The sequence below is a fragment of the Actinacidiphila rubida genome (genome assembly GCF_900110255.1).
Lineage (GTDB): Bacteria > Actinomycetota > Actinomycetes > Streptomycetales > Streptomycetaceae > Actinacidiphila > Actinacidiphila rubida.
In genome coordinates, this window is record NZ_FODD01000019.1 from 73,268 (window position 1) to 86,203 (window position 12,936).

Sequence of the window (12,936 nt, forward strand, 5' to 3'; positions counted from 1 at the left end):
CGCGAACGGCGCGAGCCCGTCCCCTCACGGGGACGGGCTCGCGCCGTTCGCGTGGGATGCGGTGGCCCCGGGCGTGACCGGGGTGAGCGGGTCGAGCCGGGCGGCCGCGCCGGCGGCGCCCCCGGCCGGCTGCGGACCGCCGAGACCCGTGCCCACGGCGCCGCCCGCGCCGGTGTCCGCGCCGTTTCCGTCGGGACCGGTCGCGTCCGGGCCGGGCGTCCGCGGCCGGGTGCGGAGGTCCGGCGCGTGCGGTGCGGCCGCCGACGGGTTCGCGGCCGCCGTGCCGGCAAGCCCCGGCCCAGACCCCAGCCCCGGCCCCGGCGCTGTCGCTGCCGCCGTCGCGGAGCCGTGCGGGGGCGGGGTGGACCGGAGCGGGACCTCGACCCGGGTGGTGGGCGGCATCGTGGTCGCGGTCGCCGCCGGATGCGGGCCGGAGGGTGCGGACGAGGCGGACGAGGCGGCACCCGCGGGGGAGTGGCCCCCGGTGCGGGCCGGAGCCGTCGCGCCCGGGCCCTTCCGCGGCCCGGCGGGCGGGGCCGGCACGGCCGTGCCGGTGGCCCGCGGTGTCGCGGGCGGCGTCGCCGCGCGCGGGGCCAGCGGCGCCCACGGCGGGCCCGCGGGCGGCGTGCCGGCGCCGGTCCCCGGGGTGACCAGCGGGGCGGACGGCGGGGTGAACGCCGGGACGAACGCGGGGGCGTTGGCCGCGTGCGGGCGGCCGGGGGCCGGGGCGTCCGGCTGCGGCGGGGGCGAGTGCCGGCCGGTGCCGGGCCCGGCGACGACCACCACCAGCGTGACCGCCGCGATGAGCCCGGTCAGGGCGAACGCGCCCGCGGTGCGGTGCCGCGCGCCGCGCTCGCTCGCGTCCCGCACCCCGGCCGGTGCCTGCGGCGGCTCCGGCCCGGTGTCGAGCAGCGCGCCCAGCCGCGTCGACAGCGGTTCCGCGGACTCGGGCCCGGCGGCGGACAGTTCCTCGCGGGCGTGGGTGATCCGGGCGGCCGTCGACAGCGTGCTCGCCTCGACCTCCGCGGCCGCGTCGGGCAGGTCGAGTCCCAGCCCGTCGTAGAGCAGCAGGGCCCGGCGGTGCGCCGGCGGCAGGTCGAGCAGCGCCGCCTCCAGCGAGCCCTCGGCGGCACGCGGCTGCGGGCGGTGGCCGGCGCCCGGGATCCAGCGCTGCCACGGCGCGAGGGCGTACTCGTACGCCGCCGCCCGCACCCAGCCCACCGGGTCGCTGTCCTGGGCGACCTCGGGCCAGCGCTGCCAGGCGAGGTCGAACGCCCGCACCACGGCGTGGCGGGCGAAGACCGGATCGCCGGTGAGCAGTTCGACCTGGCGCAGCAGGGGGCCGGCGCCGCGGACGTAGAGGGCGTCGAAGGCGGCTTCCGGGCCGCCGGGGAGCGCGGAGCGGCCCGGCCGGCCGGACTCGCCCGTACGGTCGGGCTGGTCGGGCTGGTCGGCCTGGTGGGGCCGGCCGGCGTCGGCCCGGTCGCCCTCGGGGCGCGCGGCGGGGTGAGGGCGCGGCGGCGCACTGCCCGGTCCCGCCACGGACGCCTGGCCGGGCGCCTCCGCGGACACCTCGACCGGCGGGCGGGTCGCCTCGACGGGCCGGTACGCCGCCGCCACCGGGTGGTACGCGCGAGCGGCCAGCACGTGGGCGCGCGCGCCGGGCGCGGCCGCCGGGGTGTGCTGCGGGCCGGGCGCCCGCCCTCGGTGCGCCGGACGCGCGCCCGCCTCGACGGCCGGCGTCGCCTCGGGCTGGGCCCTGCCGGGGGGCGCCGCGGCGCCCGGCGCGGGGGCACCACCCGGAGCGGCCCTGCTGCTCCTGGCGGGCGGGGCGTCGGCGCCGCCGTCGCTGTGCCGCTTCCTCCGGGGGCTCATCGCGGCACTCCTTCGACACCGGGCGGGCAGGCGGCTGTCGGAGCATCCGATGGTCGGAAAAAAAGACACATAAGGTTCATGCTGGGCGACACGACGACCTTTCGCGCGCTGCCGGGGCGAAACGGGTGTTCTTGGCAGCATGGGACGCCGTGACGCACACCACCGACTCCCGCCAGGCCCATGCCGTGACCCCGCGACCGCACGCGCGGTGGGCCTCGGAACGGGTGTCCGCGCTCACCGCGGGCGTCGCCGCCGCCGGGCTGGGCCTCGGCGTGCCGGCGGTGACCGTCCTGCTGCTGTGGATCGGCTCGCCCTACCCCGACAGCGGGCTCGGCGGCGCGCTGCACCTCACCGCCGCGCTGTGGCTGCTCGCGCAGGGCGCGGAACTCGTCCGCACCGGCACGGCGTCCGGCGACCCCGCGCCCGTCGCGCTCGTTCCGCTGCTGCTCAGCGTCGTCCCCGCGTGGCTGCTGTACCGCGGGACGTCGTCGGCGATCGCGGGGGAGCGGGGCGGCGAGGACGGGGCGGCGGACGCCGCGGGTGATTCCGGTGACACCCGTCCGGACGGCGGCCGATCCGGCGCGGACGAGCCGCCCGACGTGCGCCGGGCCGTCACCGTCGCCGGGTGGGTGCTGGCCGGGTACCTGACCGTCGCCGCGGTCGCCGCCGCCTACGCGTCCTCCGGCCCGATCCGCGTCGCACCGCTCAGCGTGCCGTACGTGCCGCTGTTCGCGGCGGTGGCCGTGGCGTGCGGGGCGTGGTCCGGATGCGGGCGGCCCCCGCTCGCCTCGTGGCTCCCGCTGCCCCGCGGGTACGCGGAGGAGGCCGCGGCGGCGCTGCGGGCCGCGGCCGTCGGGTGCGGCGTCCTGCTCGGCGGCGGCGCGCTGCTGGGCGGGGCCGCGCTGGCCTGGCACGGCGGCGCGGTCGCCCAGACCTACGGCCGGCTCAGCGGCCCCGGCTCGGGCCGCATCGCGGTCCTGCTGCTCGCCGCCGCGCTCACGCCGAACCTCGCGGTGTGGGCGGCGTCGTACGCGCTCGGCACCGGGTTCTGCGTCGGCGCGGGCAGCGTCGTCGCTCCCGCGGGAGCGTCCGGGTACCCGCTGCTGCCGTCGTTCCCGCTGCTCGCGGCGCTGCCGGGAACCGGAGGCGGCGGCGTGCTCGGCTGGGCGACGCTGGCGGTTCCGGCGGCCGCCGCGGGCGCGGTCGCCTGGTGCGCGGGCGGCGCGGGCCTGGGCCTGTGGCGGACGGTCCGGGTGACGTGTGGAGCGGCACTGCTGCACGGGGTGGGGCTCGCGGTCGCCGCGGCGTGGGCGGGCGGCGCGCTCGGCGACGACGTGCTCGCGACGTTCGGCCCCACGTGGTGGCTGACCGGGTCCGCGGCCGCGGCGTGGGTGCTGGCCCTCGCCGTCCCCGGGGCGCTCGCCCTCTCCTGGCACGTCGCGCACCCCGCCCACGCGTGGCGCCCCCGGGTCCCCTCGATCCCCCGCCCGGCGCTGCCCGCCCTCCCGGCCTTCCGTCGCGCCGCACCTCCGCCGTCCCCCGTGCCGACCCCCGTCCCCCTCCCTCCCCCCGCGGACCCCCTTCCGTGGCCGACGCCCCCACCGTTCCCCCCGCCCCTCCCCCCGATCCCGCCCACGGCCCCCACCACCACCCCCGACTGACCCGCCACGACGGCGGCCCGCAGCCCTGGCGGCGGTGGTGGCGTGCGGGCGGGGTGCCCGCACCAGCCCGAGGCCCCGCGCACCTGATGGTGGGCGGGGCCTCGGGGCGGTGCGGGTGGGGCTACGGGCTACTGGCGGAAAGCGGGGAGGTCGCGCAGGGGAGTGGGGAGCAGCTTCGTGCAGGCGTGCGCGGCGGGCTGGGTGAGCGCGTCCGACTTGCACGTGTAGTAGTCGCGGTACGCGAACTGGAAGCCGTACGTCGCGGCGACGATCGCCAGGGCCACCGCGCTGGTCACCACACCGGTCCACGCGGCGGTGAGGAAGGAGCGCTGCGCGTCCGGGCCGGGGGCCGGCGGCGCGGGCCGGGGCGACTGCGTCGCGTCGGCCAGCGCGGACGCCGCCGCCGACCTGGCGGACGCGCGGTCCTCCGGGGACATCCGCAGCGCGCTGATGCCCCAGTACAGCGCGAGCGCGCCCAGCAGCAGGCCGATCGCGGTCCAGCCGAGGAGCGCGAAGATCAGGCCCCAGCCGCCGCACACCAGCGCGTAGCGGGACCGGCGGTGCGCCGGGTCCGTCGGGTCGAACCGGGGGCCGTTGCCCTGCGGGCCGTTCGGCGCGTCCTGGTTCTGCGGGCGGCGCGCGAACGGGTCCGGCCGCCCGGACTGCGGCTGCCGGCTGCTCCACTGGCTGCCCCATGCCGGGGGCGGTGGAGGCGGCGGGCCGCCCTGCGGGTCGGGGGAGGAGCCGTCGCCGGTGGAGTCCCCTCCGGACGGAGACCCGTCACCGGAGCCTCCCCGGTCGCCGCCCTCCCCGGACGGGTTCTCCGGCTGCCGCGGCTGCCAGGGCCGGTCCGGCGCCCCCGCGGGCGGCGGCGCGAACGGGTTGTCCCGCTGATCGCCCTCGGGCGCGCGCAGCACAAGTCGGTAGCTGCCGCTGCTCATGATGTGATGCGCCATTCCCTTGGGCTCGACTCCTCCGGTCAGTGACTGCCCCGTACGAACTTCCATTCTCCGCCAGACGCTACCGTCCGCGCGCTCCCCCGTCCCGCGGGGGCCGTCCTGAGTGCCGGTATCGTTGCTGACGGTCGGCGGCCTCGTAGGGTTCCCCGGAATTCGAACGGCCCCCGCATCGTACGATCGTCCAATACCGCACCGCCTCGAGGGAGCCCCCGCCAGTGGCCGCCCGCACCCCCGCCCGCCCTGACCGCACCGACGGTTCCGGCAGCTCCGACCCCGCCGACGGCTCCGCCGCCCCGGACCGCACCGCCCGCCTGGTGGTGCTCGTCTCCGGGTCGGGCACCAACCTGCAGGCGCTGATCGACGCGATCGCCGCCGACCCGGACTACGGCGCGCGGATCGTCGCCGTCGGCGCCGACCGCGACGGCATCGCCGGTCTGGAGCGGGCCGAGCGCGCCGGGATCCCCACCTTCGTCGTGCGGGTCAAGGACCACGCCGACCGCGCCGGCTGGGACGAGGCGCTGACCCGGGCCACGGCCGCGTTCGCGCCGGACCTGGTGGTCTCCGCCGGGTTCATGAAGATCGTCGGCGCGGCGTTCCTCGCCAGGTTCGGGGGGCGGCTGGTCAACACCCACCCCGCGCTGCTGCCGAGTTTCCCCGGCGCCCACGGCGTGCGCGACGCACTCGCGTACGGCGTGAAGGTCACCGGGTGCACCGTCCACTTCGTCGACGACGGCGTCGACAGCGGGCCCGTCATCGCGCAGAGCGTGGTCGAGGTCCGCGAGGACGACACGGAGGACGCGCTCCACGAGCGCATCAAGGACGTCGAACGGCGGCTGCTCGTCGACGTCGTAGGGCGGCTGTCGCGCGACGGCTACCGCATCGAAGGACGAAAGGTACGGATCCCGGCATGAGCGCCGACGTCACCACCACGGACACCGCGGACGCACAGGCGAAGCGGCCCTTCCGCCGCGCACTGATCAGCGTCTACGACAAGACCGGCCTGGAGGACCTGGCGCGCGGCCTGCACGCGGCCGGCGTCGAGCTGGTGTCGACCGGGTCGACCGCGGCCCGCATCGCCGCCGCCGGAGTGCCCGTCACCAAGGTCGAGGAGCTGACCGGCTTCCCCGAGTGCCTGGACGGCCGGGTCAAGACGCTGCACCCGAAGGTGCACGCCGGCATCCTCGCCGACCTGCGGCTGCCCGACCACCGGCAGCAGCTGGAAGACCTCGAGGTCCGGCCGTTCGAGCTGGTCGTGGTGAACCTGTACCCGTTCCGGGAGACGGTCGCCTCCGGCGCGAGCGACGACGAGTGCGTGGAGCAGATCGACATCGGCGGGCCGTCGATGGTCCGCGCCGCGGCCAAGAACCACCCCTCGGTGGCCGTCGTCACCAGCCCCGCCCGGTACGCCGACGTCCTGGCCGCCGCGCAGCACGGCGGCTTCGACCTCACCACCCGCAAGCGGCTGGCCGCCGAGGCGTTCCAGCACACCGCGGCCTACGACGTGGCCGTGGCCTCGTGGTTCGCCGACGGCTACGCGGCGGACGGCGACAGCGGCTTCCCCGACTTCACCGGTGCGACGTACCGGCGGCAGAGCATCCTGCGCTACGGCGAGAACCCGCACCAGGGCGCCGCGCTCTACACCGACGGCTCGGGCGCGGGCCTGGCCGGCGCGGAGCAGTTGCACGGCAAGGAGATGTCGTACAACAACTACGTCGACACCGAGGCCGCGCGCCGCGCCGCCTACGACCACGACGAGCCGTGCGTGGCGATCATCAAGCACGCGAACCCGTGCGGGATCGCCGTCGGCACGGACGTCGCCGAGGCGCACCGCAAGGCGAACGCCTGCGACCCGACGTCGGCGTTCGGCGGCGTCATCGCCGTGAACCGGCCGGTGTCGGTGGCCATGGCCGAGCAGGTCGCGGAGATCTTCACCGAGGTCGTCGTCGCGCCCGGCTACGAGGACGGCGCCCTGGAGGTGCTCGCCCGCAAGAAGAACATCCGGGTGCTGCGCTGCGCGGACGCGCCGCGGGCGGAGACGGAGCACCGGCCGATCGAGGGCGGCGTGCTGGTCCAGGTCAAGGACCGGCTGCAGGCCCCCGGCGACGACGTGGCGACGTGGACGCTGGCCAGCGGCGAGGCGCTGTCCCCGGCCGAGCTGGACGAGCTGGCGTTCGCCTGGCGGGCGTGCCGCGCGGTGAAGTCCAACGCGATCCTGCTGGCCAAGGACGGCGCGAGCGTGGGCGTCGGCATGGGCCAGGTCAACCGGGTCGACTCGGCGCGGCTGGCGGTCGCCCGGGCCGGTGCCGAGCGCGCTGCCGGCTCCTTCGCGGCCTCCGACGCGTTCTTCCCGTTCCCCGACGGCTTCGAGGTGCTCGCCGAGGCGGGCGTCAAGGCCGTGGCGCAGCCGGGCGGTTCGGTCCGCGACGAGCTGGTCGTCGAGGCCGCCGCCAAGGCCGGCGTGACGATGTACTTCACCGGCACCCGCCACTTCTTCCACTGACCGCGCGGCCGGCGCACACCGGCCGCGCCCCGTCCGGACGCCCAACGGCCGGCGGCCGCACCCCCGTTGCGGGGATGCGGCCGCCGGCCGTTCGGGTTCCGGGCCTCGCCGGGCCGTCCGCGTGCGCGGCCCTCGGTCAGTGCGGGTCCTTGATGACCACCGTGTGCACGCACTTGTCGGCGAACGTCTGCCGCTTCCTGTCCCACAGCGGCCACAGGTAACCCAGGTAGCAGGACAGGGAGTCGAGGACGTGCAGCAGCCGGCGGCCGAACGCCAGGCCGAAGCCGAGCGTCGAGCCGTCCCGTTCGCGCAGCAGACGGATGCCCACGATGCGCTTGCCGGGCGTCTGCCCGGTGGTGCCCTCGCGGTAGCAGAGGAACAGGCCGGCGGCGAACATCAGCACGCCGCCCACCAGCATCAGCACGATGGAGCTGGCCGGCACCGCGGGCCTCGCGCAGTCCGAACGCGCGATCCCCACGTCGTCGCAGTGCTTCCAGGCCGTCGCGACCTTCAGGGAGAACCGCAGGTACCCCGCCATGAACAGGCCGTACGGCACGAGCATGACCATCAGGCCGTCCAGCAGCGTCGCGCCCAGCCGGGCACCCCAGCTCGCCAGCGGCGGCATGCCCGTCGGGGCCGCCGGGTACGGCGGCATCGCGCCGTACGGCGGCGGGTAGCCGCCCTGCTGCGGGTATCCCGCCTGCTGCGGGAACGGCGGGTAGGCCCCCGGCTGCCCCTGCTGGCCCGGCTGGCCGTACGGGTACTGCGGGTACGCCGGCTGCTGCGGGTAGCCGTAGGGCTGCTGCGGCTGCGGCTCCCCGTAGGGGTTCGCGGGACCGGGGGGCTGGCTCACGTGCGGTTCCTTCGAGCGGAGGGGCGGAGGCGGCGGCGTAGCCGAGGGGGGACCGGCACATCGTGGTCCCGGCGCCGCGCGCGGCGCAAGGGACAAACCCGCCCGTTCCGAGGACCGGACGGGACCTGATTGGCCGCCCGCCCCGGCGATCCGCGAGTATGGGGTCATGACCGCCCAGATTCTCGATGGCAAGGCCACGTCCGCCGCGATCAAGGCAGAGCTGACCGAGCGCGTCCAGCAGCTGCGGGCCCGCGGCATCACGCCCGGCCTGGGCACGCTGCTCGTCGGCGACGACCCGGGCAGCAAGTGGTACGTCGCCGGCAAGCACCGCGACTGCGCCGAGGTCGGCATCGCCTCCATCCAGCGCGAGCTCCCCGCGACCGCGACGCAGGACGAGATCGAGGCGGTCGTCCGCGAGCTCAACGCCGATCCGGCCTGCACCGGCTACATCGTGCAGCTGCCGCTGCCCAAGGGCATCGACACCAACCGGGTGCTGGAGCTGATGGACCCGGACAAGGACGCGGACGGGCTGCACCCGATGAGCCTGGGCCGCCTCGTGCTCGGCATCCCCGGACCGCTGCCCTGCACCCCCAACGGCATCGTGGAACTGCTGCGGCGCCACGGCGTGGAGATCAACGGCGCGCACGTGGTGGTCGTCGGCCGCGGCATCACCGTCGGCCGGTCGATCGGTCTGCTGCTCACCCGCAAGTCGGAGAACGCCACGGTGACGCTGTGCCACACCGGCACCCGTGACCTGTCGGCGCAGCTGCGCCAGGCCGACATCGTGGTGGCCGCGGCGGGCGTGCCGCACATCATCAAGCCCGAGGACGTCAAGCAGGGCGCGGCCGTGCTGGACGTCGGCGTCAGCCGCGACGAGAACGGCAAGATCGTCGGCGACGTGCACCCCGGGGTGGCCGAGGTCGCCGGATGGCTGTCGCCGAACCCCGGCGGGGTCGGCCCGATGACGCGGGCGATGCTGCTGGCGAACGTCGTCGAGGCGGCGGGCCGTGTCGGCTGACGCGCGGCCGGAGCCGGCCTGGCGCCACTCCGCGCCCCGCGAGCCGGGCGGCCGTCCGGCCGTCACCCGCGGCACCGCGCGCCCCGAGGGCGGCGGGCGCGCGGCGGGCGGGGACGCGCCGGCGCCGGCGCGGCAGTGGCCGATCCTCGTGGTCATAGGCGGTGTGGCGCTCGGCCTCGTCGTCACCGCGACGGGGGCGTTCCGCGCCGGCACGATCCTCGTGGCCGTCGCGCTCCTCGTCGGCGCGGGCCTGCGGTGGGTCGTCACCAACGTCGGCATGCTCGCGGTGCGCAGCCGCTTCACCGACGTGCTCACCTACGGCGTCCTCGGGCTGGCGATTCTTCTCCTGGCGCTGATGGCCCAGCCCGACCCGCTGATCCGCATCCCGTTCCTCGAGGACATCATCCACTTCAGCGTCCGCTGACGCCTGCGGGCGGCGGTGCCGCGCGTTCCGCTCCCGTCCGGGGCTCGTCCTGCCCCTTGTTCGCCGTTGCCGTCGCACGGCCGGTGGTGGGTTGCTCGCGTTGGGGGCACCCCCCGGCCGAAGGCTGGGGGACCTCGCGCCCCCTTCGGCTTCCGGGGTGCCTCGCGCTGCGCGCTGCCGTCTGCGGGTCTCGTCGTGGCTGGTCGCGCAGTTCCTCGCGCCCCTGGCGGTGCAGGTTCGTGGGTGGGGTCAGGGGCCACTCCGGGTGTGTCTCCTCGAACTGTGCGTGCACCGTTCTCCCGTTCGGTGGGGCGGGTGGATGCACAGTTCTGCGGGGACACACCCGGATCGTCCCCTTCCGGCCGGTCCCCGTCTGCGGGAGGACATAGCTTGGCCGTGTCCCATGTCCCCCGCCGCACGGTGGGTGAGTGGGAGGGGGTGGGGAGGAAGTGCTCCCCGCAGAGAAATGTGCGTGGTCCCCGGGTGCGGATACGTACGAACCCGTATGCACATTTCCGAGGAGACGCTTCCGGAGCGCCCCCGACCCCACGGACAAAGGGCACGCACACCAGGGGCGCGAGGAACTGCGCGACAAGCCACGACGAACCGTGCGACGGCGACGCATGCGCAAGGGGCTGGACGAGCCCCGTACGGGCGCGGGGTCCCCCAGCCTTCGGCCGGGAGGTGCCCCCAGCGCGACAAGCCGAGACGGCGCGGCACACGGCAGCGCGCAGCGCGTGGCACCCCGGAAGCCGAGCCACCCACCGGCCGGTGGACGGCCGGCAAGCCCCGGGGGCACCCCGTCGTCGGGTGACCCGCCGGGAGGGCGCCTAGCACAGGTGGGGGCTGTGCCGGAGGGAGTGGGGCAAAAAGAGAAGGCCGCGGGGGTGGGGGCTCTAGCGTGGGGCCGTCGGGCGACGGGAGGGGGCGGCGTGGGGCAGTGGGAGCCGTTGGCGGACCGCATCCCGGTGGACGTGCGGCGCCTGGCGACGCAGCTGCGCCGGATGAAGGACCGCAGCGGCCTGACCGTTCCCGCGCTGGCGGCCCGCACCGCGCAGCCGCCGGACGCGTGGGAGCGCGCGTTCGCAGGACGGCACCTGCCCCCGCTGGACGCCGTGGAGGTGCTGGCGCAGGTCAGCGGCGCGGACTACGACCGGATCGGCGCCCTCTGGAAGCTCGCCGAGAAAGCCGCGACCGGCTCGGGTGACCGTGGCCGCGGCCGGCCCCTGCCGCAGCCGGACCCGCTCGACCCGCTGAGCCCCGAGGAGGGGCTGCCGCGCCGCAGCCGCCGGCTGCTGCTGCTCGCGACCGTCGGCGCCCTCGCCGTCGCCGCGCTCGTCGCCGTGCTGCTCACCGCGGGTCCGAGCACCGGCCGCGTCCCGCCCGGCACGGCCGGGCCCACGGCCGGCGGCCCCGCGGTCCCGGAGCGCGGGCCGAGCCCGTCCGGCTCCGGAACCCGTACCGGCGGCGGGAGTTCGGCCGGCACCGGCACGCCCAGCACCGCGGGCCCGTCCGCCGGCACCCGCGGCGGCGACCGCCCGTCGCCCGCGATGGACTCGCTGTCCCCGACGTCGCGCCCGTCCGCCTCGCCGGGCAGCCCGCGTGGTACCGGCGCCGCACCGCCGTCCGCACCGGGCACCGGCGGCCAGAGCGGTGGCGGCACCACTACGGCCCCGCCCGCCACCACCGCGGGAGGCGGTTCCGGAGGCCCGTCGAGCCCGTCCGGCCCCACCCCCAGCCCCAGCAGCTCCCGCGTCTGCCTCGGCCTGATCGTCCTCGGCGTGTGCCTCGGCTGAGGCCCGCCGGCCGGCGGCGGGCGACCGGTGACCGTCACCACACGACCGTGCGTGTGGGCGGCGGGCGGCGCGCGATAGCCTGACGGATGGCTCTCTTGACGCCGAGAGATCCACGAGAAGGGCCGCTCGGGCCACTGCCGGGGCGACCGCAACCCGCCGCAGCACACCGCAGCAAAGGCCAGGAGAAGGCAATGACTCGCACTCCCGTCAACGTCACCGTCACCGGAGCGGCCGGCCAGATCGGCTACGCCCTGCTCTTCCGCATCGCCTCGGGCCACCTGCTCGGCGCGGACGTGCCGGTGAAGCTTCGGCTGCTGGAGATCCCGCAGGGCCTGAAGGCCGCCGAGGGCACCGCGATGGAGCTGGACGACGCGGCCTTCCCGCTGCTGCGCGGCATCGACATCACCGACGACCCGAACGTCGCGTTCGACGGCGCCAACGTCGCGCTGCTGGTCGGCGCCCGCCCCCGTACCAAGGGCATGGAGCGCGGCGACCTGCTGTCGGCCAACGGCGGCATCTTCAAGCCGCAGGGCAAGGCCATCAACGACCACGCGGCCGACGACATCAAGGTCCTCGTGGTCGGCAACCCGGCCAACACCAACGCGCTGATCGCCCAGTCCAACGCCCCGGACGTGCCGGCCGAGCGCTTCACCGCGATGACCCGCCTCGACCACAACCGCGCGATCGCGCAGCTCGCGAAGAAGACCGGCGTGCAGGTCGCCGACATCAAGCGCCTCACCATCTGGGGCAACCACTCCGCGACGCAGTACCCGGACATCTTCCACGCGGAGGTCGCGGGCAAGAACGCCGCCGAGGTCGTGGGCGACGAGCAGTGGCTGGCCGACACCTTCATCCCGACCGTCGCCAAGCGCGGCGCGGCCATCATCGAGGCCCGCGGCGCCTCCTCGGCCGCGTCCGCCGCGTCCGCCGCGCTCGACCACGTCCACACCTGGGTGAACGGCACCGCCGAGGGCGACTGGACCTCCATGGGCATCGTGTCCGACGGCTCCTACGGCGTGCCGGCCGGCCTGATCTCGTCGTTCCCGGTCACCACCAAGGACGGCGCGTACGAGATCGTCCAGGGCCTGGACATCAACGCGTTCTCGCGCCCCCGCATCGACGCGTCGGTGCAGGAGCTGGAGGAGGAGCGCGCCGCGGTGCGCGAGCTCGGCCTCATCTGAGCCGCTTCATCCGAGCCGGTCGGCCGGGCCGGCGCACGGCCGGCCCGTTCGTGACGAGGGGCGCCACGCGACGCGTGGCGCCCCTCGCGCGTGCTCACTTGTGGACGTTCGTCACGTTGTGGCCGTTGACGTTGACCTCGTTGTGGATGTCGCCGACGTGGAAGTCGACGAGCCCGCACAGCAGGCACCCAGGTGTGCCGGCCGGCGGCGGCGGGGCGTCCGAGACCGTGACGTCGGCGGTGCCGTTGGATGCGCTGCAGCCGTCGTCGCCGTTGTAGGCGGCGGTGATCGTGTGCGTCCCGGTGGTGGTGAAGCCGGTCGTCAGGGTGGAGTGCCCGTCGGCCGAGACGGGTGCGGTCGCCAGCAGGTTCGGGCCGTCGAAGAAGCTCACGCCGAGGCCCCCGCTGGGGTCGGAGCCGCACGTCACGGTCGCGTCGAGGGTGACGAGCCGGTCGACCGCCGCGGACGCGGGCGACGCCTGCACGCTGGTCGACGACGGGTCGGCGGCGGCGGCCGGCGGGGCGAGGGACACCACCGCGGCGGCCGCCGCGAGGACGACCACGAGTCCGGCTCTTCTTTCGCGCCAAGCTTTCACTGCAGTGGCCTCCTCGTTGGGACCGGTGAACGGGCGGGTTCGCGTCACCGTTCGGACCGCGACGTCGTGACCTT

11 protein-coding genes are annotated in these 12,936 nt (G+C 76.4%); 7 read left to right on the forward strand and 4 right to left on the reverse strand.

The genetic code is table 11. The features are described from left to right. Positions 1-24: 24 nt before the first annotated feature. Entirely contained in the window at positions 25-1,875 is a 1,851-nt protein-coding gene (locus tag BMW99_RS19830) for a hypothetical protein (RefSeq protein WP_075017250.1), read from the reverse strand. A 149-nt stretch (positions 1,876-2,024) separates the two neighbouring features. On the opposite strand from BMW99_RS19830, the gene BMW99_RS19835 reads away from it, so the two are divergent. Beyond that, the gene (locus tag BMW99_RS19835; protein ID WP_075017251.1) at positions 2,025-3,536 is read left to right on the forward strand and encodes a cell division protein PerM; all 1,512 of its coding nucleotides are present in this window, start codon (positions 2,025-2,027) and stop codon (positions 3,534-3,536) included. Between the two features lie 128 nt (positions 3,537-3,664). Here the strand turns inward: BMW99_RS19835 and BMW99_RS19840 are convergent, their stop codons facing one another. After that, entirely contained in the window at positions 3,665-4,492 is an 828-nt protein-coding gene (locus tag BMW99_RS19840) for a hypothetical protein (RefSeq protein ID WP_069467790.1), read from the reverse strand. A gap of 314 nt (positions 4,493-4,806) precedes the next feature. On the opposite strand from BMW99_RS19840, the gene purN reads away from it, so the two are divergent. Together purN and purH are read left to right on the forward strand one after the other, a co-directional pair. Further along, positions 4,807-5,406 carry a phosphoribosylglycinamide formyltransferase gene (gene purN / locus BMW99_RS19845; protein ID WP_245791554.1) on the forward strand — a complete coding sequence of 200 codons (600 nt, stop codon included), beginning with the start codon at positions 4,807-4,809 and terminating at the stop codon, positions 5,404-5,406. Then, positions 5,403-6,995 (forward strand): bifunctional phosphoribosylaminoimidazolecarboxamide formyltransferase/IMP cyclohydrolase, encoded by a 1,593-nt coding sequence (purH, locus tag BMW99_RS19850; protein ID WP_069462956.1) that lies wholly within the window; start codon positions 5,403-5,405, stop codon positions 6,993-6,995. The genes purN and purH overlap by 4 nt, the downstream gene beginning before the upstream one ends. Positions 6,996-7,131: 136 nt before the next feature. Here the strand turns inward: purH and BMW99_RS19855 are convergent, their stop codons facing one another. Next, positions 7,132-7,848 carry an RDD family protein gene (locus BMW99_RS19855; RefSeq protein WP_069462955.1) on the reverse strand — a complete coding sequence of 239 codons (717 nt, stop codon included), beginning with the start codon at positions 7,846-7,848 and terminating at the stop codon, positions 7,132-7,134. A 166-nt stretch (positions 7,849-8,014) separates the two neighbouring features. Here BMW99_RS19855 and BMW99_RS19860 point away from each other — a divergent pair, with 166 nt between their 5' ends. The 4 genes from BMW99_RS19860 (at position 8,015) to BMW99_RS19875 (ending at position 12,267) form a co-directional block, all read left to right on the forward strand. Further along, positions 8,015-8,866, forward strand: coding sequence for a bifunctional methylenetetrahydrofolate dehydrogenase/methenyltetrahydrofolate cyclohydrolase (locus BMW99_RS19860; RefSeq protein ID WP_069462954.1), 852 nt, complete (start codon positions 8,015-8,017; stop codon positions 8,864-8,866). Further along, positions 8,856-9,290, forward strand: coding sequence for a DUF3017 domain-containing protein (locus tag BMW99_RS19865; RefSeq protein ID WP_069462953.1), 435 nt, complete (start codon positions 8,856-8,858; stop codon positions 9,288-9,290). Before BMW99_RS19860 ends, BMW99_RS19865 begins: the two co-directional genes overlap by 11 nt. A 932-nt stretch (positions 9,291-10,222) precedes the next feature. Beyond that, the gene (locus tag BMW99_RS19870; protein ID WP_075017253.1) at positions 10,223-11,086 is read left to right on the forward strand and encodes a helix-turn-helix domain-containing protein; all 864 of its coding nucleotides are present in this window, start codon (positions 10,223-10,225) and stop codon (positions 11,084-11,086) included. A 191-nt stretch (positions 11,087-11,277) separates the two neighbouring features. Continuing rightward, positions 11,278-12,267, forward strand: a complete 990-nt coding sequence (locus BMW99_RS19875; RefSeq protein ID WP_069466083.1) for a malate dehydrogenase — start codon at positions 11,278-11,280, stop codon at positions 12,265-12,267. A 94-nt stretch (positions 12,268-12,361) separates the two neighbouring features. On the opposite strand, the gene BMW99_RS19880 is transcribed toward BMW99_RS19875, so the two are convergent. Beyond that, the gene (locus BMW99_RS19880) at positions 12,362-12,862 is read right to left on the reverse strand and encodes an Ig-like domain repeat protein (protein WP_079138843.1); all 501 of its coding nucleotides are present in this window, start codon (positions 12,860-12,862) and stop codon (positions 12,362-12,364) included. Between the last annotated feature and the right edge of the window lie 74 nt (positions 12,863-12,936).

What these genes read in the sequence shown, in the direction of transcription:
- BMW99_RS19830 (WP_075017250.1), bottom strand. Translation starts at nt 1,875, where the DNA reads ATGAGCCCCCGGAGGAAGCGGCACAGCGACGGCGGCGCCGACGCCCCG.
- BMW99_RS19840 (WP_069467790.1), bottom strand. Translation starts at nt 4,492, where the DNA reads ATGGCGCATCACATCATGAGCAGCGGCAGCTACCGACTTGTGCTGCGC.
- purH (WP_069462956.1), top strand. Translation starts at nt 5,403, where the DNA reads ATGAGCGCCGACGTCACCACCACGGACACCGCGGACGCACAGGCGAAG.
- BMW99_RS19860 (WP_069462954.1), top strand. Translation starts at nt 8,015, where the DNA reads ATGACCGCCCAGATTCTCGATGGCAAGGCCACGTCCGCCGCGATCAAG.
- BMW99_RS19875 (WP_069466083.1), top strand. Translation starts at nt 11,278, where the DNA reads ATGACTCGCACTCCCGTCAACGTCACCGTCACCGGAGCGGCCGGCCAG.